15 protein-coding genes are annotated in these 23,029 nt (G+C 68.2%); 7 read left to right on the top strand and 8 right to left on the bottom strand.

What is annotated here, in order from left to right; genetic code table 11:
* Positions 1-147: 147 nt before the first annotated feature.
* Positions 148-672: an IS1096 element passenger TnpR family protein gene (locus B5557_RS00660; protein WP_079664503.1), complete on the bottom strand. Its 525-nt coding sequence runs from the start codon at positions 670-672 to the stop codon at positions 148-150.
* Positions 673-903: 231 nt separating this feature from the next.
* Between B5557_RS00660 and B5557_RS00665 the strand changes: the two genes are divergently transcribed.
* Positions 904-1,437, top strand: a complete 534-nt coding sequence (locus tag B5557_RS00665) for a hypothetical protein (RefSeq protein ID WP_079657280.1) — start codon at positions 904-906, stop codon at positions 1,435-1,437.
* Positions 1,438-1,619: 182 nt separating this feature from the next.
* On the opposite strand, the gene B5557_RS00670 is transcribed toward B5557_RS00665, so the two are convergent.
* Both B5557_RS00670 and B5557_RS00675 read right to left on the bottom strand, forming a co-directional pair.
* On the bottom strand, positions 1,620-3,341 hold the full coding sequence (locus tag B5557_RS00670; RefSeq protein WP_159424294.1) for an SIR2 family protein: 1,722 nt from the start codon (positions 3,339-3,341) through the stop codon (positions 1,620-1,622).
* A gap of 775 nt (positions 3,342-4,116) precedes the next feature.
* Complete coding sequence (locus B5557_RS00675; RefSeq protein WP_173877625.1) at positions 4,117-5,274, bottom strand: RNA-guided endonuclease InsQ/TnpB family protein; 1,158 nt, start codon at positions 5,272-5,274, stop codon at positions 4,117-4,119.
* A 661-nt stretch (positions 5,275-5,935) separates the two neighbouring features.
* Between B5557_RS00675 and B5557_RS00680 the strand changes: the two genes are divergently transcribed.
* The 3 genes from B5557_RS00680 to B5557_RS00685 all read left to right on the top strand — a co-directional run bounded on the left by B5557_RS00680 (position 5,936) and on the right by B5557_RS00685 (position 11,644).
* Positions 5,936-8,332, top strand: a complete 2,397-nt coding sequence (locus tag B5557_RS00680) for a DEAD/DEAH box helicase (protein ID WP_231976183.1) — start codon at positions 5,936-5,938, stop codon at positions 8,330-8,332.
* 42 nt (positions 8,333-8,374) lie between these two features.
* Positions 8,375-9,022, top strand: a complete 648-nt coding sequence (locus B5557_RS44605) for a hypothetical protein (protein WP_231976184.1) — start codon at positions 8,375-8,377, stop codon at positions 9,020-9,022.
* A gap of 183 nt (positions 9,023-9,205) precedes the next feature.
* Positions 9,206-11,644, top strand: coding sequence for a hypothetical protein (locus B5557_RS00685; RefSeq protein ID WP_079657282.1), 2,439 nt, complete (start codon positions 9,206-9,208; stop codon positions 11,642-11,644).
* Between the two features lie 258 nt (positions 11,645-11,902).
* Here the strand turns inward: B5557_RS00685 and B5557_RS00690 are convergent, their stop codons facing one another.
* From B5557_RS00690 to B5557_RS00700, 3 genes are all read right to left on the bottom strand, one after another.
* Positions 11,903-12,184, bottom strand: coding sequence for a hypothetical protein (locus B5557_RS00690; protein ID WP_079657283.1), 282 nt, complete (start codon positions 12,182-12,184; stop codon positions 11,903-11,905).
* Between the two features lie 623 nt (positions 12,185-12,807).
* On the bottom strand, positions 12,808-14,340 hold the full coding sequence (locus B5557_RS00695) for an ISKra4 family transposase (protein WP_079657284.1): 1,533 nt from the start codon (positions 14,338-14,340) through the stop codon (positions 12,808-12,810).
* A gap of 71 nt (positions 14,341-14,411) precedes the next feature.
* On the bottom strand, positions 14,412-14,975 hold the full coding sequence (locus tag B5557_RS00700; protein WP_231976185.1) for a hypothetical protein: 564 nt from the start codon (positions 14,973-14,975) through the stop codon (positions 14,412-14,414).
* 68 nt (positions 14,976-15,043) lie between these two features.
* Between B5557_RS00700 and B5557_RS00705 the strand changes: the two genes are divergently transcribed.
* Together B5557_RS00705 and B5557_RS43425 are read left to right on the top strand one after the other, a co-directional pair.
* Positions 15,044-15,745, top strand: a complete 702-nt coding sequence (locus B5557_RS00705) for an SMI1/KNR4 family protein (protein WP_159424295.1) — start codon at positions 15,044-15,046, stop codon at positions 15,743-15,745.
* Positions 15,746-15,876: 131 nt separating this feature from the next.
* Positions 15,877-16,044, top strand: coding sequence for a hypothetical protein (locus tag B5557_RS43425; protein ID WP_159424296.1), 168 nt, complete (start codon positions 15,877-15,879; stop codon positions 16,042-16,044).
* A 248-nt stretch (positions 16,045-16,292) separates the two neighbouring features.
* Here the strand turns inward: B5557_RS43425 and B5557_RS00710 are convergent, their stop codons facing one another.
* Positions 16,293-17,219: a helix-turn-helix domain-containing protein gene (locus B5557_RS00710; protein ID WP_107472538.1), complete on the bottom strand. Its 927-nt coding sequence runs from the start codon at positions 17,217-17,219 to the stop codon at positions 16,293-16,295.
* A gap of 528 nt (positions 17,220-17,747) precedes the next feature.
* Complete coding sequence (locus B5557_RS00715; protein WP_079657288.1) at positions 17,748-21,932, bottom strand: hypothetical protein; 4,185 nt, start codon at positions 21,930-21,932, stop codon at positions 17,748-17,750.
* A 433-nt stretch (positions 21,933-22,365) separates the two neighbouring features.
* On the opposite strand from B5557_RS00715, the gene B5557_RS00720 reads away from it, so the two are divergent.
* Positions 22,366-22,944 carry a hypothetical protein gene (locus B5557_RS00720; RefSeq protein WP_079657289.1) on the top strand — a complete coding sequence of 193 codons (579 nt, stop codon included), beginning with the start codon at positions 22,366-22,368 and terminating at the stop codon, positions 22,942-22,944.
* Positions 22,945-23,029: the final 85 nt, after the last annotated feature.

Below are 23,029 nucleotides of genomic sequence, written 5' to 3' on the forward strand. Positions count from 1 at the left end.
ACCAGGTCACCGGCGGTGTAAGCGCCGTCGGCGTCCCTCCAGTAGTCCTGCCGGGAAAGACACGCAGCGTCCGGACGGAGTGCCTCGCCTACGATCGCGCTGCCCGCCGCCTTGAGTGTGCCGACGTCGCCTTCGATGGCGGGAGGCCTACGACGGCAGGGTGAACGGTGGATCGCCAAGGCCGCGGGCCGGCCGCTTAGGCATCGGTGACTTCCCGTCGTCTCCGTCCCAGCGGCGCTCATACTGGTCCGGGAGGCTTCCCCAGCCCCAGCAGGGCACCGGGCGGTCGGGGATCTCGTCGAATTCGTCGAGGGAATCAGCTTCCCCCTCCGCCACCGTACACAGGTGGGTCCAGCGGTCGCCGAGGTCGAAGACGTAGGCGAACTGCTCGCCGTCCTGCAACCTGTCCAGTGTCGTGCCGTGGCCGTCCACCAAGCCGTCCGGGGCCTCGTCGTCCCACTGTTCCAGAGGGCTGATGGTGGTGCCGTCGGACAGGGTGAACAAGTGCAGATGGCACAGATCCCAGCGGGCGAAGGCGAGGTCGATAGCTGCGGCGAGTTCGGCGAAAGAGTGCGAGCTTGCCGCGGTGAAGATCCGGCCGGGGCGAGGCCACAGATCCCTGCCGTGCCCGGAGACCAGCTCCACCCGGATGGACAGTCCGACAGCCGCCATGATCACAGACCCTCTCATGCGCCAATTCCGCAGACCGGACCGAGACTAGCGCGGGACAGCCTGGCGCCTCAGGGCTCAGCGGCCGGCGGGGGCAGGCTGATCACCCAAGTCTCCTCCGGTACGGCCGTGTTAAGCAGGTTGACGAGCTGAGTGGTCACGCCGTGGGCGTTGTACCCGTGCAGGGAGAAACTTCTTTGTCTCCTCTCGTGGGAAGCGCTGATACTTTGACAAATGACGACCGAGTCACCCCGCTACGGAATACGCGCCATCTCGTGGAGCGCCATCCAAGCCGATCGATACCCTCACGAGCCGGACACCGCGTACTGGGACGGAACCGAGATCGCGGAACTGAACCGGCTTCGGGGCCTGGTGGTAGTCCAGGCCGCGGAGACCGAAGCAGTGCTCGGCATGATCCTCTCCCGCCTCAACCCAACTGCCCGCACAGACCAGCCTGCAGGACGGCTGCTGCTGCACATACGGCAGAGAATCGACGGCTTCTGCGACACCGAGTGGCCACCGGCGCTTGATCTCATCGACGCCGCCGTCAGGCGGCGCAACAGAGTGGTCCACGACAGTCCAACGATCGGCAGGGTCTGGCGCGAGTACGCAACCGGTAGTGGTGAGTGGGTACACGTCCTGACGCAGCTGGGTGACGACGAATGCAACACCAACAGCCTGGTGGGTGACCTGGCACTCCAGCAGGACGCGACCGCTGCCGCTGTTGAACTACTCAACAGCCTCAGCGTCCCGGCACAGTCTCCGTAACGTCCCGGGGCTCGTCCCCCGGTCTGGGCGGCGTTCAGGCTTCGTTGCGGGTTTTCCGGGCCGAGCCTCGCTCGAAAGGCGTAGGAGGCCAAGACGCAGGATGGGGCAGCCTTGGGCAACTCCTGCCTACGGTGGCCAGCTATTGCGGTCACGGACCGGCACTGGAGAGCAGCGGATGGGTGCTATTCCGCCCCCCAGGCAAGGCGGGTGGCCCATCTGTTGAAGTCTTCCAGGAACCGTTCCTGGGCATCCTTCAGCTTGACGACGTCGCCGTCGCAGAACCCTTCTGCCAACAGAGGGTGCCCTTCGGGGGATCGGGTGATCTGCCGTTCCAGCCATGCGGCCGCGAGGGGCCGGTAAGCGTCCATGCCGCCCGTCCGGCGCATGTGGGGAGCTCCCTCCAGGCTGTGGCCCGCGCTGTACACGGCGACGAGCCGCAGGAGTTCAAAGCGTTCCCAGGCATCGGTGAAGACGGTGGGGCTGAGGGCCAGGTGTTCGGTGAATACGGGGCGAAGCTGCTCATAGAGGCGCTCCGAGGCGTTTCGTTGTGCAAGCACGGTGCCCGGGCCGAGGAGGACGGCGACCGGGACTGCCGGGCGGCCGTTCGCGTAAGGGTCCGGCGTGTGAGGTTCGGTGAGGATGCGGGCCAGAGTTCGCCATCTTTCAGCGGCGACGGCGGCCACACCTGCCGCGTAGGTGACCATGGCGGCAGGAGCACGGACGAGGTTGAGGAGCGAGCTCAGGCCGCCGTCGCGGCTGGGTTCCGCGAGTTGTTCGATGTCGTTGATCCACCAGCGGTCGGTCTCGTCGCTGCCCCAGTAGGCGCACGTGGCCACGAGGGCGAGCAGGTGCTCGATCTCGGCGCGGAGCGTGTCGAAGCGATGGACGTACTCTGCTTGTGCGTCGGCTACGTTCCAGGGCCCCTGGCGCATGGGGAGGTTGGTGATGCGAGTGAATTCCCTGCCGAGGGTGTCGTGCAGCGAGATCGCCTGCCGGGTGCCGGCCAGGGCGCGTTTGGCGGACGCCACGGCGATGGCGATGCTGACCGGGTGTTCGCGTGTGATGTCGTGGAGCGCATCGACGGCGTCGGCGGTCTGCCCGAAGAAGGTGTCGGCGTCCGCAGCCACGTAAGTGGCGGCCCTGCGGACCAGCAAGTCGCGGGCCGTTTCGGACAGCGGGCGGGGGTCGGCCCAGAAGGTGGCGAAGCGGCGCGTGGTGCAGCGGGACAGGGCGTTGCGCAGGGCGGGGTCGTAGGCGGCGGACCAGCCGGCGATGGCCAGGCCGTATTCGTCGACGATGCGGTCCAGCAGCGCGTCCACCTTGGGGTCGTAGTGCTCGAGTTCTTCGGGGGTGTTGAGCATGCTGGTGGGGTTGAGGTAGTCGCCGTGCACATGCACGACCAGGCATTTGATGGTGTGGAGCGGGGCGAGGCCGGTGACGTCGTCGGGGTGGGCGACCACGGTGGGTTCGATTCCGGCCTCGCGCAGGGCGGTCTCGGCGAGCCGGTCGAAGTTGGTGGTCAGCACGATGCGCACGATGCCCGCGGCGGCGAGCCGGGCGATGGCGTGGTGGGCGGCCGTGGGCCGTTTGCGGCCTTCTTCCCGCTCCTGCTCGTCGGGCTCGAAGTAGGAGCGCAGGAGTGTCTGGCGCTCGTACGGGGTGCTGGTGAGAGCGGCCAGGAGGGTGTCGTAGGTGGCGGGCCGCCCGAACCGTTTGCGGTACCAGGTGTGCGGGTCGCCGATCTCCTTGGCCCCCTCAGCAGCTGCGACACTGCGGATGAGGTCTTGCTGGACGTCCCATGCGGCGGGCATGCCCGAGGCGATCGAGGCGCCCGCGCCGAGGAGCACGGCGTAGGCGCCGGGCGCGGCGTGCATGGCGAACGCGAGTTGGACGTGCGGTTCCATTGCCTCCATCAACAGCCTCCGGGTAGCGGCACGGCAAGGTGCCAGTTACCGGTCGGCCTGGCCCGCCCACCACTTTACGTCAGGAAGACGAAAAGTGGTGCGATGTGCGGATCTCTGGCGGCCACACTGCTTGACCGGACGCCAGCGGTACTCACGCAGCCGTGTGACGAACGAACTGCCGGACGAGCGCGTCAAGATCGGCCTCGGCGCTGGTCTCGTCGCCGAGGATGCGTGCGATCTGGGCGATGTCGTTTGTTGCGCCAGTGCCGGTCGTGCGGCAGCATCAGAGTTTGTTCGGGAAGGGCCCGCGGTGCCTTTAGCGAGGGAGAGCGCGAGGCCTTCTTGTGGCCCGGGACTACGGTCCCGGGCCGCTTCCGTGTCACGCCGCGACCGGCGTCTTGGACCTGGTGGTTGCGGACAGGCCTATGGCGGCACGCAGCTGCGCAATCCGCGTGGGCGGCAAGGACGTCAGCGGTGGAAGAACGGGGTAAATCGTGGGGAGCGGTGGGGCGACGGTTACACGGAGACTGTGCTCCTCAATGACGCCCAGCGCGGCGAGCCGTGGGCTGTCGTGACGAGCCTGGCGCCGTGGACGGATGTCCTGGGCGAGGACGAGCGGCTGGGCTTCGACCTGGACGAGCAGCGTCTGGAGGCATCCGTCACCTTCTCGGCCGTGAACGGCCGAGCTTGTACGGCTCGGTCGTGCACACCTTGTCGCGCTCCCGACTGCCCCCTACGACAGGGCGGTCACGGGTCGCATCTCCCCTCCGCGACCTCAGGCTGGTGAAGGGACGGGCATGGTGACGAATGCCCACGCCGAGCGTGCGCGGCTGCGCACGTTGACCCCGGCGACGTGGTCAGCGGGCCCAGCGAGGCCGCACCGACGACAACAGAAATGGTCCCGATCCAACCGGTTGGCCTTGTCGGTATGGCCGCAGCGCGGACAGCGCTGCGACGTATGGCGCGGATCCACCTCCAAGAACGGCACCCCGGCCTGCTGGGCCTTGTATTTGAGGTGCTGTCCGAGCTGATGGAAGGGCCAAGAGGAGAGCGTGTCCCGCTGGTCGCGTCGAAGCCGTACCCGGTCGCGGATCCCGTCGAGTACTTCGACAGCGATCCCGCGGCCGGTGCGTTGGGCGACGGACACGATCTCCTTGCTGATCTTGTGGTTCATGTGCGTGGCATGCCGGTGCTCCTTCTTGCTGCGGCGGGCCAGGCGGCGGGTGGCCGAGCGGGTCTGCTTCTTTTGCAGTTCGGTGCGCTTGCGGGCCTGCCAGCGCCTGTAGCGCGAGAGGCGCCGTCCTTGGTGGTTGGTGCCGTCGCTGGTGGTGGCCAGGTTGACGATGCCGCGGTCCACGCCGATCCAGTCGACTGGCTCATACACCTCAGGATCGGGGAGGTCGCAGGTGGCGATCAGCTGCCACTTGCCGCCCCGCCGGACCAGGTCGGTCTCTCCCTTGCGGAAGGAGGTCAGGGTCTTCAACTGGTCAGTGACACCGGTGTATTTGATGCCTTTCATGCGGCCGTCGACGGTCCAGATCGACACGATGCGGGCGTCGTACTGCCACGACAGGCACCGGTCGTCGAAGGGCTGCGCCGCCTCCGGCCGGAAGCCGATGGGGCCGCTGATCGCCCTGCGGTGGCGTTGGCTGGTGGGCGGGCCCAGACGGCCCGCCTTCACCGCGGCCGCCAAAGAGGCGTACGCGTCCACGACCTTCTTGATCGCACGCACCGCGGGCTGCGCGGACAGCCCGAACGTGGCCTTCACATCCGCGTAGACAAGCTGTTGCAGACCATTGCGGTCCTTGATGCCGCGCTCAAAGGCGACCTGGGCAGTCCAGGTCGCGGCCCGGTTGCAGGCATGCAGGGTCGCCTCAAGCGCCGACGCCTGCTCCGGCGTCGGCAGCAGCTTGACCTGCACCACCAACTTCATGACATCGGACCGTAGTTTGAACGGCGAACACCTGACCAGGGCTTCCCCACTGTTCACCCGTCCTGATGGATCACCGGCAAGCCGGTTGCGTTTCTCGACTCCGTCGAGCAGCCATGCGACCGCTCCGCCGCCACAACAGGCTGCGGCGGCGCTGTGTCTGCCGCCTGCGCAGCGTCCGGCGCGCCGGAGGCGCGCTGCGTTGCGCCAGGCTCTCCCGTCGAAGTGCCTCTGGACGGCCACCGGTCCCCGGGGTCCTGGAGGGGAGCCGCCGCCCTGTTGGCCGGGGGGGGCGCTTGAGACTGATCGCAGATCACCGTGCCAGCGAGCCGGCTTGGGCGATGAGTGTTCGCATGCGACTGGCTCGGAGCCCAATACGCATGGAACAAGCAGCTTCAGTAGATGAATTTGATCATTTTTGGTGTTTAGTTGCGTAACTGCTGTCACGTGCCGACCATGAATCAGCTCCTGCGCAGGTGTACGGCGTCTTCCTCAAAGTCCCCGCAGCCCTCAGGGGCACCTCGTCACCCGGGCCCGCTGACGGCCGGGGTGACGTGCCGGAGTGAGGTGCGGACAGAAAAGCGGGCTGACGATGGGGTTGCGTACGGAACAGCTGTGGGCGGTTGCGCAGCAGTGGGCGGGTAATACGGTCCGCCAGCTTCTCGTGCCGGCAGGGGATTTGCAGGTCTGTGACGGGCCGGACGGCCGGTTCGTGCACAACTCGTTCGGCCGCTGGGACATCGCCCGGGAGGGGACGGCGACGTTGAGCGCTGAGCTCCCCGATGGCGGTGAGGGGGCGGTGAGCTGGAGAGGGCCGCAGGATCTTCTGGCTCCGCAGGCGGTGCTCAAGTCGTATGCGGATGCGATCGAGTTGCACGATGCGGTGCGGGAGGGTGGCTTGAGGCCGCCGCAGGGCGGGGCCCTGCACGCGGTGATCGGGTACTGGTACTCGACGCTTCCCGAGCCGGGTCTGGTGGTCATGCCGACCGGCACGGGCAAGACGGAGACAATGCTGGCCCTGCTCGTGGCCTGTCGGCCCGAGCGGCTGCTCGTGCTGGTGCCCAGTATCGCGCTGCGGGACCAGATCGCGGCGAAGTTCGAGTCGCTGGGCATCCTGCAGCGGCAGGACGTGGTCTCCCGCGATGCGCTGCGGCCGTGTGTGGGCCGGGTGACCCGCCGGTTCACCGACGCGGCCGATGCGAAGGCGTTCACGGCGGCCTGCAACGTCGTGGTGACGACGCCGCACGTGCTGCACCACTGCACGCCGGAGGCGCGGGAGGCGCTGCTGTCCGCATTCAGCCACCTGATCGTCGATGAGGCCCACCACGCGCCGGCCTCGACCTGGTCGAGTGTGATCCGGCGGTTCGAGAACCGGAAGGTACTGCTGTTCACCGCGACGCCGTTCCGGGAGGACGGCAGGAAGATTCCCGGGAGGACGATCTTCCGCTACCCGCTGCGCCAGGCCCAGCAGGAGGGGTATTTCACCCCCATCGACTACCGGACGGTGCTGAGCCTGGAGGGCAACGACCGCAAGGTCGCGGAGCTGGCGGTGCAGCGGCTGCGCGACGATCTGGCCGCCGGGCTTGATCATCTGCTGATGGCGCGAGTCAACACCGTCAGGCGGGCCCTGGAGGTCTGTGCGCTGTATCGGGAGGTGGCGCCCGATCTTGGTCCGGTGGCGCTGTATGACGGGTTGGCGTCGCCGGCGCGCGCGGAAGCGCTGGCGGGGATGCGGGATCGCAGCTGCCGCATCGTGGTGTGTGTGAACATGCTCGGCGAGGGCTTCGACATGCCCGAGCTGAAGGTCGCGGCGGTGCACGACGTCAAGAAGAGCCTCAGCCCGATGATCCAGTTCATCGGGCGGTTCACCCGCGGTGCGTCGACCGCGTCCGGCCGGATCGGCACCGCGTCGGTGTTCGTGGCCCGTGATCCTGAGGCGGCGTTGTCTCCGCTGCGTGACCTGCTGAAGGAGGACGCGGACTGGAATCTGGTTCTGCAGGACATCACCGAGCAGAGCTCGGCCCGCAGCGAAGAGCTCAGCGAGTTCGATGCCTCCTTCTCGAACGTTCCGGAAGGCATGGCGGTCAGTGTCCTGGAACCGAAGATGAGTGCCGTGCTGCACCGTGCTCCGTCGGGCGAATGGGACCCGCAGGCCGCCATCGGCCGCTACGGGGAGGAGCGGGTGCTCGGGCAGAGCGTCGCCACCGGAGCCGACGGCCGCATCGCTTGGTTCGTCGTGGAGCATCGCACCCTGGTGGACTGGGGCGCCCCGCAGTTTCTGGAGCAGGTCCTCTACGAACTGGTCGTCATGTACTTCGACGACACGCGCAGGCTGCTGTACGTCTACGGCTCTCACAAGCGGGGCGACTACTCGGAGCTGGCCAGGGCGGTCCTGGGCGGGGACAGCCAGCCCGTCAAGGGACTCGACACATTCCGGGTGTTCGCCGGCCTGGACCGTGTGGTGGCCACCAACGTTGGTCTGCTGGACTCCCATGACCATTTCAACCGCTTCTCGCTCCTGGTGGGCAGCGACGTCTACGAGGCCCTCGACGCGGCGGCCCGCAAGAACCGCAGCCAGACCCACATCGTCGCCTCGGGCCTCGATGACGGCACCAAGGTCACCATCTGTGCGGCTCTGTCGGGCCGCTTCTGGTCCCCGCGCACGGCCCCGAACCTGCTGGCGTGGATGACGTGGTGCGACGAACAGATCCTCGACTCGAGCGTGGACCTCGAGCATGTGATGGCCGGCTTCATCATTCCCGTCGAGCAGACCGAGCGCCCGCCGTTCCCGCTGCTCGGCCTGGAATGGCCCTGGCAGTGGCGCGCCGGTCTCGGGGAGGGCCCACCCTTCACGTACAACGAGCGGTCCCACCCCGTCGCCGATGTCGGCTTCCGCGTGGACGACTTCGCCGCCGAAGGGCCGCTCCTGTTTTCTCTCCTCTCCCCGGACTGGGAGGTCCCCTACAGCGCCGAGTTCACCGACCAGGGGCTCACCTACTCCCCCCTCGGGGAGGACGCCCTCGTGCGCTACCAGCGCACCCTCATCCCGGCCGCCGAATAGATCAACAAGCACAAGCCATATCTGTTCTTCGCCGGCGACCGCGTGCTGGCCCCTGACGACCGTCTGCTCGCGCCGCGCACCGACCTGCCGCCCTTCGACCTGTCCCTGCTGAGCGTGCTGGAGTGGAACGGAGTCGACATCCAGGTCGAGTCGATGGGACCGCAGCGGCTGGCGCACTCTGTGCAGCACTACATGTCTCTCCACCTGAGTGGACAGCAGCACTTCGACGTCCTGCTCGACGACGACGGGGCCAACGAAGTGGCCGACCTCGTCGGCATCTCCGCGGACAAGACGGACATCACCATCACCCTCGTGCACTGCAAGTACTCCCACGAGCCCACACCCGGCCGCCGCGTCGCCGACCTGTACGAGGTGTGCGGCCAGGCCGTGCGTGGTGCGAAGTGGCGTGAGTACGGCGTCGAGGCATTGCTGCGGACCCTGTACAACCGTGCCGTGAAGTGGGCCGGCCGTAATCCGGGACAAAGCCCGTACCTGATCGGCAGCATCGACGAGCTGTACCGCATCCGGGAACGCGCACCTCAGTTGCGCCCCCACATCAACACCGTCATCGCCCAGCCTGGCTTGTCGGCGGCCGCATGCAGCAGCGAGCAGCAGCTCCTGCTGGCCGGGGCCCGCTCCTGGGTCAAGGCAGTGACCAAGGGCGCCTTCGTCGTCTACTGCAGCCCGTAGTCCTGTTCCTGGCGCGCCCGACTGTTTGGCCGGTGAAGCCGGCACTCGGCTGGCATGCTGTGGGCCTGTCTGTCCGAACAGCCGGGACGGGTGGATGTGTAATGATCCGGCCTGCCAGGACAGCATTTCGGCGGGAGCTCGTGACAGCAGCTGTTCCGCCAATGGCGAGATGCGGGGACGACAATGCAGCAAACGCAGTACCAGCCGGTGGGCATTCGGCTGCGTGCCCCGCGTTTCGCTCTGGCCTACCACACCATGAGCGACTGGGTGCACATGGCGCGGAAGGCCGTCGCCGGGGTCTCCCGGGTGTGGGGAGGAGCGGGGGCCGTCCTGCTGCCGGTGGCGGAGGCGTCCGGGCAGGTGCAGGCTGCTGACGCTCTGCTGCCTTTGCTGCGGCTCTACGATCCTGACCATGTGGCCGGACTGCTGCCGACGTTGGCCGACGCGGCGCACATGGACCCTTCAGTGATAAGCCGTATGGTCACCCGGTACGCGCTTCCGGACGAGGCCCCTGATGCCGCGTGGCGGCGCCTGAGTTCCCAGTCGCTTCCGACTCCCGGGTGGGAAGGGCTCGCGAGCCAGGTGGACGCCTGGTGTTCTCCGTTCAAAGGGGTGGGCCAGGGACAGCAACGGTTCACCGCCCAAAGCGTCCATCATATGGTGCATGCGGGCACCTCCCGTAGGAGCTTGGCGACTGTGCCTGCGCAACCCGGCGAGCCGGTGGTCACGCTTGACCTGTCCGGTGTGGACCCGGCGGTGGCCTTGATGGTGGAGTCCCGCATCGGCGCTGTTCACCCGCACGCCCGGACGCACCTGAACACCGTGGAACTCCCGGTCGACGTAGAGGATCTGCCCGCGATCATCCATCTGGCCGTCACCGGCAAGCCACGAGCCGACTGGGATCTGGCAGATCGCTATCGCCGTGCCGCCGGCGGTGTGCCCACCGACGGGCTGACGGCCAGCGAGTTCAGTGGCTCCACCCCGTTCGCTCACTCTGCGCGCTGGACCATCGAAGCAGAACTCGCCCTTCCGACGCCTATCGTCTGGATTGTGGGCGAGACGGCAGAAGACCACGCCCTGGCCATGCTGTGTGACCGCCTCTACCAGCACGCCGTCTGGATCCCGCCCCGTCTGCTGTCCGACGGCGGACCCTTCACCAGGGCAGTCAAGGTAGCCCTGAGCACCTTCCAGGGCGTGGGACATGGCGGCAAGTTGCCCATCCTGCTGGCGAGCGCCAGCCAGTCCCAGAGCGACCTGCAAGCGTTGGCAGAGGACTTCAACCGTCCGTTCGCTGCCATGACCATGTGCGTCGACGACGGGCCGCCGGCGCCGTTGAGCGTCCGGCAAGTCAAGGCCGTCACCCTTGCGGAACTCGCCGCGTACGACGGGATGACGCTGTTCGCCGACCCAGACGCCTACCAGATCTCGCAGCAAGTTCCGACAAGCCAGGAAGGCGGAAGCGTTTCACTGCTGATGCCTCTGCAACTGCCCGAGGCCCAAGCCGCTGCTCACCTCGGAGCAGAACTGCACTGGTACATCGATGTGCAGCTTCCCTTCCACACCCTCCCAGCGCGCACGGCGATTTCTGACTCATGCCTCACGCAGAAGACCACGGGCATCCCCGACACCGTCACACGTGCGGCACGGCATGCTGTCTCGTTCATCTCCGCGAACATGGGCTTCTCAACGCCCGCCAACCCCTATGCCCGGCCGCTGCTGCATTTTCCGTCGGCGGACCGGGTGTTCGAGGAGCTCGCCAGTTCGCGAGGCGCTACGGTGGAGCGCTCAAGCGCGGGAGTGCGGGCTGCCATCGCGGTGGAGATGTGGGGCTCGCCCGACGCCCTAGCAGCTGATCTGAGTGGGCCGACACGTAATGTCCTCAATGCCTTCCTTCCGCCGCCCAAGAAGCGGGACGGGGCATACGAGCCTGGCTACGCCATCCGCGGCAACGGCTACGTGGCGCTGGAGGATATCCAAACGACACTGGGCGATGACACCTTCGATGCAGCCCGTGATCTCGTGGACCGACTCCTGATTGCCAAGGTGCTGCGCCGCGGGCTGCTCCTCAACTGCGCACGCTGCCGTTACGAGGCCTTCTACCGCATCGACCTGGTCGGGCCCGCCTTCGACTGCGAGGCCTGCGGGCACGCCAGCCCCCTGACGCGGGGCCGGTGGTATGCGAGAGACGCCGAGCCCCACTGGTACTACGCGCTCGACCATGTCGTGCAGGATCTTCTCCAGCAGCACGGTGACGTCCCGCTCCTCGCAGCCCAGCGGCTGCGGCAGAACTCATATTCCATGCTGTGGTCTCCCGAACTTGTTGTCTCTGACGCCGAAGGATCCGTCGAACTCGACCTGTGCCTGATCGTCAACGGGCGGGTCATCATCGGGGAGGCCAAGTCCAACCACACTCTCAAAGCCAGCAACGGCACCCAGGAAGCAGCCGCCAGACTCGTGCGAGCGGCCCAGCTCCTGAGCGCGGATGAGATCGTTCTCGCCACCAGTAAGAGAGCCTGGGCAAAAGACACCCTCTCCGCAGTCAACACGGCCGTGAACGAGCGGTGGGCGAGCGGCCCCCGGCCCATCGTCACCGAGTTGGTCGGTGTCGGTGCATGCACGTAACGCTTGACCATCCGGGGTGTCCATGCCGACCTCCTACAGGCAAGGGCTCAACTGCTCGGCCAGTCCGGTGTGGTTGAGGCGGTGCAGCCAGTTGTGGTCGAGGCTTACCGTCCCATCGCGTTCCAGCAGAGCGGACAAGGCGTCACCCCCTCCCGCGACAGCGCACCCGGGCTGATGTTCACCAGACGCTCCGCGCCTCCAGCTCGCGCAGGGCCTCCCGGGCGCCGTCCGTGAAGACCATCCGACATCGACGCGTGCTCACAGTCTCCCGGCTAGCGCGGGGAAGATGTCGCCGATCTCGTACGTGGCCGCAGTCCCGGAGCGGACGGCGCGAGCCGCCGTATCCGCGCCCGCATCGGCGGCCGTCTGTGCGACCGCCGCCCACTGCGCGACCAGCCCAGAGAGATCCGCTGCGTCCGCATCGTCCAGGGCAGTCTGGAAGCGGTCGCGCAGCTCAGGCGGCAGTGCGCGGCGGATCGCGCCGACGGTACGGGGCCGGTCGACCGGCCCCGTGGCGGGACCGAGGGGCTCAGCGGTCATTTCAACCTCCGGTCTCGGGGCCTCATCAGCCTACGCGGGCGCCCCTGGACAGCGTCAGGCCTCCCGGACCGTCACCACCAGCGCTCGATACTGATCCGCTGTGTACTCCCGTGCGGTGTCGGGCAGGCTGGGCAGGTCGGCCAGGAGCAGGATGAGGGGATCGTCGCGCAGCAGGTCATCAAAGAGGGTGGCGTCGCTGGTGGCCTGCCAGGCGGCGACTTCCTGGTGGGCGGGGACGATGTGGCAGGCCTCGCCGTCGCCGATCTAGAGGAGCTGGCGCTGTGGTTGCGCATGTGCAGGGGTGGACAGCAAGGAATCCTCGCCTGACTGGGCAATTCCGCTGTGCTCCGGTCTAGTTGGCGCTAATGTCTGGACGGCCGGGCGGCAGCCCGGTGGCAGTGGACGCCCCTCGGGGCGTTGGCGGTGGGGGCCCATGGTGGACCGTCCGGTGGCGGCCACACATTTGCCTCACCCCTCCTGCGGAGAGCAACCGTCAGGCCTGCGCAACCCGAAGCGAAGGAACACCCCCTGCTCGGCCCGGCCTGCAGCCGGAGACACCACCCTGAGTCGCTGCACCGGCGCGATCTCGGTTGGGTGTGGTTCGTTTCGAGTGAAGGTCGCGGTCAAGCGGTGAGGGTGTAAGTCGCCTGCTTGGGGGCGGGATAGAGGCGCTCGTGCTCGCGGGCGAGATGGAACCGCCAGTAGGCGTCGAAGTCGCCGTTGGAGACGAGAGTGCGGAGTCGCAGGATGGCTTCGGCTCCGGGCAGGCCCCAGCGGGCTCCGGTGATGTCGAGGCGGTCGCCGATCAGGTGGCGGCAGGCGCCCTCGACCGCGCCGGTGGCGATTGGCCACCCGTTGTCGAGGGCGGTGTCGTAGCGAAGTTGGTCGAGGTGGCCGACCAGGTAGCGGTGGCAGACGTCGACGGCCTCTCGGCGGGCGGCTGACAGTCCTTCCTGGTGGGCTTGAGCGGTCATCTCTTGGGCTGTGCGGGCGGCCTGGCCTGCGAGGATCGCGGTCAGGTGGTCGGCGGCCCAGGTTTCTGCCTCGGGGGTGCCGGGTTTGTGGAAGGCGTGGGCGGCCGCCCAGACGTACTCGGCAACGTGGACGAAGTCCAGCAGCACGTGGACCGTGACGTTGCGTCGGCTGGTCTCGGCGCTGATCAGGTCGAGCTGGTGGCGGGCGCCGTCGACCAGGACGATCCGGGGCCGCAGGTGCTTCGGGTCGCGGGCCTGGGCGTGGTCGAACGCGTCGGCGATGACCTGTTCGGGCGGGCGGATCAGGGAGGCGGTGCACCACTTGCTCTCGGCCTTCGGCCCGGGGCGGGCCCGGCGCTCGCCGCTTCGACCGCCGGGCGGGTGGATCACGTCGTGAGGGCGCCTCGGCGCGGGCCGGATATCGAAGACGCAGGCCACGGTGGCCATCCGCTTCCGGTTCGGCTTCTCGCCCGGCGCGAGCCGCGCGCGATGGCCGCCTGCGGCTTTCGCGGCGGCCCGGCGGGTGGCCTCGCGCAGGTCCTCGGGCCGCATGACCACGCCCTTGCTGTCGACCTGGACGACCAGCGGCATCTGTCTGCTGCAGGGGACCGGGATCCTGGCGCGGTAGAAGTCGTCGGTGTCGACCGCGGCCGCGACCACCAGTTCTTCGAGTCGGCGTTTGCCCAGCACCTTCCCGCAGCGGCGCTCGACCGCCTGCTGGGCTTGGTCGAACGACCCGCGCACGGATTCGGTGACCGCGAGTCGGCGCAGGCCCATCGAGTGCCGGCCCGCCGGCAGCGACAGCGCCGCGTCGGTGGGGTGGACGTTGCAGACGCCGGGGCCTCGGTGGGCGACCCGGGTGACGCGGACCAGCCCGAACACGCTGGCCAGCCAGCGCGAGTGCTCCGTCTCCCGCCAGGGCCGCAGCTGTCCTTCCGGCCCCATCACCACAGGTCTGCCACTGACACGGATCTGTTGCTCTTCCCGCCGCGCGCGTAGGTCAAGGTGGTCCTGCAGCAGCTGCCGTAACAGTTCCCGCCCGCCCGCGTCGAGGTGTTCTTCCAGCTCGGCGTGGGTCCACTCGCTCGCATCGCCGCCCGACAGGGTGTGCATCAGCGATTCGAAGGCGCTTATGGAGCGGGCAAAGGGGTCAGTGGTGGCATGAGTGTCGTACGGTGTCATCTCCTGGGCTCTTCCTGATCCTGCATCCGATATGGGTCGCACCTTCGAATGTAGGCGGAAGAGCTCTGCTGTCAGCGGGAGTTGGGTGGGGCAGCCGTCCGGCGGCGGGCCGGGGTGAACAACCCGGGGGCCTCTTCGTCGAGCCAGCCTCGCTCCACCAGCCGCTTGAGCTTCGACCGGGTGCCCTCGATCTTCCCGGTCTCGGCCGGCAGCCCGATCCTCGGCACGATCTGCTTGGCGCGGATCGGCCCCGGTGCATCGGCCACCACCTCCGCGATGTCGCGGTACGCCGACGGCAGCACGTCCGGCATCATGCCGGGTTGCCAGTTCGGCACGGTCAGCACCCCGATGACCTGCCGCTCGGCCCCCGCATACGCTGACACCACCCGCTCACCCGACCGCGACGGTCCGGCGTCTGCCACCACGGGCATCTCAGGCTCCATCTCCGCGAGAACCTCGGTGACCGTTTCGCGTGTGATCCGCAGGCGCTTCAGGCTCTCACGGGCCAGCTCCAGCTTCCCGGACAGCTCAGCAAGCTCGGCTTCCAGCTCTTCCACCCGAGCCCGAGCCGCTGCCTCGCGGGCTTCCAACTCCTCAAACAGCGAGCCCATCTGCCACCCCTCCTCCACCACCACGGTAGAGACGAGCGGCCACGAACACAGCCCAGACGGAGGTCGGATGTCGGCGGCAGGGACTAATGTCCGTGCTCGCCGTCGATAGGAGAGCCGTGAACACGCACGTGCACTGGTCGGGAGTTCGGGAACGCGTCATCGCAGTGGAGGAGGCCGAGCATCGAGCCCGTGGCCGTGGGCCGTCTCGATACCCGACGTTCGAACCTGCCCTGACTCCCGCCGAGATCGCCGAGGTCGAAGCACAGTTCGGTGTCGCGCTCCCCGACGAGTACCGCACATTCCTGGCGGAGGTCGGAGCCGGCGGCCCCGGACCGGCACTCGAGCTCACGTCGTTGCGCCGAATCGACGGCAAGTGGGGATGGGTCTGGGAGGACGACGAGGACCATCCCTGGCTGCTGGACCCCAGTGGGCCGTTCGTCGAGACGGAAGACTGGGCCGACCAGCAGATAGCGACCCTTCGCGCCGCCGGGTACGAACCAACCACCCGTGACGAAGACGACGACTATCTGGACGACTACCGCAAGGTCTTCGGCGATGCCGGCGACGGGGTCTGGCACCTGGAACGCGGGCGGGGTGCGATCCATATCAGCGACAACGGATGCGGGATGACCGGCTGGCTCATCGTCGTCGGCCCGCACCGCGGGGAACTCCGCGACCGGGACTGCGCGGTCAACCCGCCCTTCGAGCCGTACGTCGATGCAAACGGAAACCGTCACACCTTCCGCAGCTGGTACCTCGAGTGGCTTGAGCAACGCGAGAGGGCAACTCGATGATCAAGGGCGGGTGACCCTGGCCCGCCCCAACCCTTCCCTTCAAAGGAACTGCACCCATCTCGGTTCGTCACCTGTTGGTGGCCGGACTGAGCGCGCCCGTTCTGTCCGGCCTTGTTGAAAGGACTGGACGGATGGACGAGGTCACGATCGGTGTGCTGGCGCTGTTCGGTTTTCTCAGCATCGCTCTCACTCATGGCGCGAAGCTGGCACGCGACATCGAGGAGTTCATCGAAGCGTGGCGTGGGCCGGCCCGCAGTCTTCGCCGGTGGTGGCGCCGGCGGCAGCACCGCCGACGGTGATGCGTCCGACGCTCATGCTGCTGCCTACCCGAGCCGGCCGGGTTGCGCGGGTCTGTTGTCTGACACCGGGCGATCGTCTGCCGAGGCGGGAGTGCTCCGGGGGTCAAGGGGCGCTGGGCCCAGCCGTGAGACTTTCCCGGATCCCGGCCCCTTTGAGCCCGTGACAGCACACAGCGACTGTCAGTCCCGGCGGCCGGCGCTGGTGGGCTGCGACCGGTCGGCGGGTCGGACGCAGCGGCTGTGGCAGTTCAGGGCACCACAGCCTGAGCGGTGTGAGGGGGTCGAGGTGTGTGCTTCGCCCCCAGTTCCAGGACCAGGTGGGGCTGGCGGCCATGCGGCCTGGCGACGTGTCCGCAGGTCACGCACCACACCAGCGACCCCATCTGGACGGCGACATCCGAGAAGGTGGTGATACCTGCGCCGCAGCCTTCACACGGCACACCACCCTGCGCCCCGCGGTCAGCGGGCATGGCGGAGGACGGCACCAGCCTGGCAAGGGCAGGTGTCAGCAGCAGTTCGGGGGCCTTCAGACCGCTGCCCGAGACACGAGCCTCCCCCTCGGTCGGCTCTAGGCTGCGTCCGTCCTGCCGCGCGGATCCCGCGGTGGTGTGCCGACGTGCGGCTTCAGCACGCTCCCAGGCATGTGCCCAGGCCTGCAGTATGACGTTGCCAGTGACACCGCAGGCGCGGGCGAAGGCAAGGACGAAGTCCCGACGTGGTCTGGTCTTGCGGGTCAGGACCCGGCAGATGGTGGTGCGCGCCAGATGGCCGTTTCCGCCCGCTTGCTGCTCGAGGGCGCGGTAGGGGCGGCTCCCGTCGCGGCGGTACACCTCCAGGAGGTGTGCATGGAGGTCGGCGTAGGTGTTGACGTAGTCCAGGTGGATGAGCTGGGTGGCTTCACCTTGCGGGCTGCGTTCTTCGTAGCGGGCCTGCTTCCACAGTCGTTCAGCTTCGTCCTCACTGGCGCCGCAGGCCCGCGCATAGGCCCGCACGGTGGACAGGGTGGGGATGCCGTGTCCGGATGCGGCTCGGCTGAGGGTGGCTTTGCTGACGATGGTGTGCTGCGATAGCTGGGCCAGGCTGAGCCCCGACTGTGCACGCTGCAGGCGGAGCCAGGAGGCCAGGGCGTGCAGGGAGGCCCGGCAAGCTGTGACTGGAGCCTCAGACCGCGCCACAGCAGTGTCCCCTTCGGACCGGCCGGCGCGACCGGCCGGGGCCGGCAGGCGGACACGGTTGCGGACGCAGCCGCAGCGCTATCTCGGCCAGCACGGCGGACGTGGCTGCGGCCTGGGGCGCCAGACCAGGAAACATGATGATCAAGATGACGATGACCGTGACCGCTGGCCACCAGGGCCACGACGGCACGAGTGACAGCAGCAGAGCGGCACTGCGTTGACGCACAGGCATGAGCACTCCCTTCGGAACATCCAACGGGCCCTGCACCCATAGCCTTTGGGCTACCGGTGGGTGCATACACGTGATGCTGTCAGCCGCGTTCCTCCGCGCCAACCAGCGCACTCCCCCATGTCTCACGGTTGTCCCACCGATCTGGAGTTGCCTGTGCAGCCCCGGATGCGCATCTGATCCTGCCCACTGCCTGGTGGCCAACCAGCCAGGAACGGGGTAGTTGCGCGCACGTCCCGATACCCCTAACCGGAGTGTCGGCCCTGCAGGCAGCCGCGACGGCTGAGGTCAGCGGCTGCTTACGTCGGCTCGTCGGCGGTTTTGCGCCAGTCGCTGTCCTCATCGGGCAGTCGGCAGTCCAATACGTGCGCTGCGGCCAACAGCCTGCCCTCGTGGGTCAGTTGACGCACCTGCCCATGTTGCTCGCGACGGACGTCGTCGATGTCGTGGTTGGTCGCGGGACAGCTGCGCTTCTTGGTGTTCCAGCGCGTGCAGTTGAAGTAGCCGACCAGGAGCAGGCCCGCGGTGTCAGGTTCACTCAGGTAGGCACGCAGCTGGGTTCGGGCGGTGGTGGGCAGCTCGGGGTTCCAGCATCCTTTGGCCTCGATGATGACTCTGAGAGTGTGCTGGCCGGTGTCGGGGGAAGCGGGGGCTTCGATCTGGACGTCGGTGCGCAGGCCCGGCAGGCCGTCGCGTCGCACCTGGACTTCCCGGTTGACGACGACGCGGTGGCCGCCGATGTCGCGGCGCAGGAAGGAGGCGACGGCGTCGCTGAGGTCGTCTTCCCAGCAGGGCCAGCACTGGGTGCTGGAGGTGAAGCGGTGCTGGTTGCGGTTCCAGAGGGTGACGGCCGTTCCGTTGTAGCCCTGCAGATCTTCCTCCATGGCGGCCAGGGATTCACGTACCAGGTCCAGGAGTTGGCGTGCATCGCGGACGAGGCGTGCCTGGTGGTCGGTGGCGAGCCGGATGAGCTGTTCTGGTTCGAGGGGCCGGAGGCTGTGGTCTGCTGCCGTGCGGGCGGTGTCGCGGGCTAGCATGCGCAGTTGCCACACCTGCGGATACGCCTGAGCGAGCCGGTGCAGGGCGGCTGCCGCGGTGTGCGTTCCGCAGGAGGCGAGGCTGAGCGGCAGGTGGCGCAGCAGGTCGACGAGGCGGTCTTCTTCCTGGATGAAGCCGCTGCGCAAGGGCCGCTGCAGGCGTTCGACGCCGACGTCCTCCAGCAAGAGGGTGTAGAGGTCGGCAAGGGCGTCTTCGTCGAGGTGGTCGAAGGGCCAGGTGTCGGGCCCGGTTGTCAGGCCGGCCAGCAGTTCGCCGTACTCCTTGAGGACCGCGGGGTCGCCCAGGCCGCGGCGCAGAGCGGGCCAGTGCTCAGGAAGGATGTCGTGGCGAAGCAGCGCGCGGGCGGCGAACAGCCATCGTTGCCGTAGTGGCGAGCCGGGCTCGTGCCCGCTCGGGTCGGTGTCCAGGGCGTGTATCAGGTGGCCGAGGGCGTCGGGGTCGTCGGCTGCGTCGAGTTCGTCAAGGACTGCGTACCACTGCTCGGGGCTGCGGTCGCGGTGCAGAGCCCAGGTGTGCAGGAGGGGTCTGAGCTCCAGGGAGGGGTCTTGTCCCAGGGCGCCGGCCAGGTCGCGGATGGTCTGTTCTGAGGCGTGGTCGAGGGCGTCCAGCAGCAGCGGGGGCAGCTGGTTTCCGGCGCGCGGAACTGCCAGTTGGAGCCAGGTGTGCTGGATGTCGCGGTCGTCGGCCTCGTAGACGGTGTGGCTGGCGAGGGCGATGGCCCAGCCGGCCCAGTGCGCGGGGTCGCCGCGCAGCGCTGCCGGGTTGTCGACGAGGGCGAAGGCGGTGAGTTCTGCATACGGCGGGCGGGTGGTTGTGCCTGGCCGGAAGTGGGGGGCGGTCAGCGGGGGGAGTTCGGTCAGGAGGTGGACGGCCGCCTCGTCAAGGCGCCGGGCGGGGCCGGTGCCGGTGGCAGGGCGTGAGGGCGCCTGGGCGGCGAGGGTGAGTATGCCCGTCAATTGCCGCGCTGGTGGTGTGCCGTCCGGTGTGCGCCGCAGGCAGCGCAGGAGTTGGTCCCATGCGGTCAGGACGTTCGGGCCGCGGGCGGCGCGGACCTCGTCAAGAGCCGTGTTCAAGGCGACGGGGTCGAAGCGGCGTTGCTGCCGTTGCGTTTCGGCCTGTGTCTCGCGTTCTTGCTGGTTGTGCCGGTAGGTGTCCCAGAACGCGGTGGCAGCGGCGAGCGTGGGGTGGGCGCGGCGCGCAGCTTCGGCGCGTGCCGTGGTCTCAGGCTCTTCGGGAGGCACGAACCGGACAGCCTGCTGGGCGCGGTCCGGATCGAGGGGGGTGAGCTGGTCCCAGTGCTCCATCCAGTACAGCAGATCCGTGGAGGGCAGGAAGGAGCCGCCGGGGATAGCGGCCAGGAGAAGGTAGAAGGGATCGTCATCGCCGTGCTGGAGGAGACGGCGGGCGAGCAGGCGGCGGGTATGGGGGCAGCCGTCCAACGCCTGGGCCAGATCCTCAAGGGCGGTTTGCAGGGCTGAGCTGTGCAGGAGGTCCTCGTGTCCGGCCAGGCCGAGGAGTCCCTCACTGATGAGGTCCACCAGGTCGAGGGCGGGGGTGTCCTCGTTGAGGGTGACCGCGCGGGTCAGCACGGCCAGGGCCAGACCGGGGCTGGCGCCTTGGGCGTCTCCCGCCTTCAGGGCACGCCCGGCCCATCCGGTTGCTTCAACGATGGTGGATGCATCGAGTTGTGTCGAAGCCTCGCGGCGCAGGAAGAAGGCTGCTCCCACATAGGCGGGGTCCGGGTCGCGGATGCGGTCGAGGTAGTCGGCCACAGTGAGGTGGCCGGGATAGAGGTGGCGCAGTGCCGCTGCAATCACCTCGGGCGAGGCGTCCTGGGTCAGGCCCGCGATCCGGGTGAGGGTGTCCGGGGTGGGCTCGGTGACACCGGCCAGGGCCGCGGTGCGCACGCCCGTGCCGTGGCGGGCGTCTTCGGCTACCACCAGCAGGTCGTCGGCCAGCTCGGGGCACGGGCAAGCCCGGGCGATGCTCAGGGCCGCATACAGCAGATGGTCCGCGCTGGCCTCCTGCAGGCGGGGGCGCAATTGGTCGGCTAGGCCGGTGTGGTTGAGGCGGTGCAGCAGGCTGTGGTCGAGGCGTACCGTGTCATCCCGTTCCAGCAGGGCGAACAGAGCGTCAACCGTGCGCTCCCGCGCGGTGTCGGGAAGGCTGGGCAGGTCGGCCAGGAGTAGGACGAGAGGGTCGTCGCGCAGCAGGTCGTCAAAGAGCGTGGCATCGCTGGTGGCGCGCCAGGCGGCGACTTCCTGGTGGGCGGGGATGATGTGGCGAGCCGCGCCGTCTCCGATCCACAGCAGCTGGCGCTGTGGTTGCGGCGGCAGGTTGCGCATGCGCAGGAAGTGAGCGGCAAGGAATTCGCGGTAGCTGTCGTGGGCGAACACCCAGCGCAGGTCACCGGTCGGGACCAGCAGGCTTGACTCAGTCACCTGACGCAGGTCCCACAGGGTGCACGGAACGCGGCCACCCAGGTGCCCGGGTTCGTCGGAGCCGTCGAGCCGTGACAGCCGCAGGTCTGTCTGCGTAGCGGAGTTGTCGGTGAAGGGAGCCTCGGTCACCGCCGTATACGACGCGAACTGCATCGTGGCGGCAAGCCGGGCCGCGACGGCCAGCAGGTGTTCGGGGGACGTCTGCGCCTGCAGCTGGCTCGGGTCGTTGGAGCGGCGGTGCTCGGTACACAGACGCAGGCACGCCTGAAGGTAGGCGTCGTGCACTGTCGCTGGCAGGCGGGCGTGAACGACATAGCTGTCAAGGAGCTGCAACAGGGTGACCGGATGGGTGGCCAGCGCGACCAGCCCCTGCTGCTGGATCGACTCGAGCAGAGCATCGGGATCCGCCACGCCGACCCCCTCGGCCGCGACGACTACGTCGTCTGGGCCGAGGGGGGCCAGACCCATGATCTTTATCTGATCGGGTTGCCAGCTTCCACGCAGGGCTTCTTCGAACCGGGCCGGCCAGCGTGCACTGCGGCAGGTGATCCGCAGCCGAAGCCTCGCACGGTCCGCCTCAGGTACGTCCTCGATCGCCTCCTCCAAGAGCTGGTCCAGCAGGGGAAGGTCGTTGAGGCCCTCGTCCAGGCCGTCGAGGAGGACGTGCCACTCCCCCGGCTCGGTGGGAGGTGTCAGGGCTGTCTCCAGGTGCCTCTGCGCCCGCCGGGTCGTGGTGCACCGTTTCAGTTCCAGCCAGGCAGCATGCACACCATCGGCCAGCAGTGCATCGTGTTCCTGGCGCAGAGCGTACGTCTTGCCCATGCCGCGTTCGCCGCGCAGGACGATGACCGCGGTGGCCCGCTCCTGGGCCAGCAGCACACCGGCCTCGGCGTCGCTGGGCGGCCATCCATAGCGACCCTGAGCGGGCGGCTCCTCCAGCAAGAACACCCGCCGCTGCCAGGGGAACTGGTGCCGCTGCGTCAACGTGCTCTCCCTGGGCTCGGGGCCAACTGCTGCAGCCACCCTAAAACCGACAGCGCCAGCAGGACGGTTGGATAGCCAGCCGCCCCCACTTCTGCAACGCCACCCCGCCCGGCTTCCGGGCGACAGCAGGCGCTCCGCTGCGGACGCACTCTGACGAACGCTGGCTTGCCCCTCGACTCCAGCCACCCCTCGCAGAGCGACGCCCCACCCCCTCAATCCAAGATCAACTTCTTCACGCCTCAGAGACCTCAATCCCAAGTAATTATCCGTGAAGTTGAGACATTCTCGATAGAGATGCGGCACCCCAGGTCACAGGCTTGCCACCGAAGGCCGCAAGAGCCCTTGCATCCCATCAGAGCAGGTCAGCGAGGCAGGCAGCTCAACCTCAGTTTCTGTGAGTGCAGTTGAGATCTAGCAGGTCACAGCGATTAGCATGTCTCAACTATGTGAAGAACCGACACCCGACCACGTCAGCGAGGACGGGACCGACGAGGCGACGCGCACCGCCGCCGACACGGCACACGCGTTGCTCGACCGCTCCGCCGACGCGTACCTGTCGCTCCTGAACGCCGTTCTTGGCGACGGGACGCACCACATGGTGGCCAGCGCCAGCACGCCGCACGGTGACCTCACCGAAGGCCAGGAACTCACGGTGATCGGTGACGCCCTGATCATCAACGAGACCGCATCCATGCGCGTCTGCGCAGTGATCGCGGCAGCCATGGTCGGGTGCGGCACCGGTGGACTGGTCGTGCGCACCTTCAGCCCCGACGGGTCGGAGTTCGTACGCGGCTGGAGGGTCCGGAACTTCTGGCTTCGACCGCTCACCGCTCAGGAGATCCGGGAGGCGTACACCGTCGACACCGAGACCGGTGCGCCGGTGGCCCCGGAACCGGGCGTTGAGTACCGGCAGGCCGAGCGGGTGCCCCGCCCGGACCAGGCCCCGACGCACGGCGCGAGCGCCAGCCACACCGCGCCGAGGGACAACCGGCCCCCGAACCGCCGCAACTAAGCACCACCCCGCCGGGGCCGGTCGCCCGACCGGCCCCGGCGGGAACGCCCCTGCCTCCCCCTGCCCTGCCTCCCGGTGTGAGCGG

The sequence above is a fragment of the Streptomyces sp. 3214.6 genome (assembly GCF_900129855.1).
Taxonomy (GTDB): Bacteria; Actinomycetota; Actinomycetes; order Streptomycetales; family Streptomycetaceae; genus Streptomyces; species Streptomyces soliscabiei.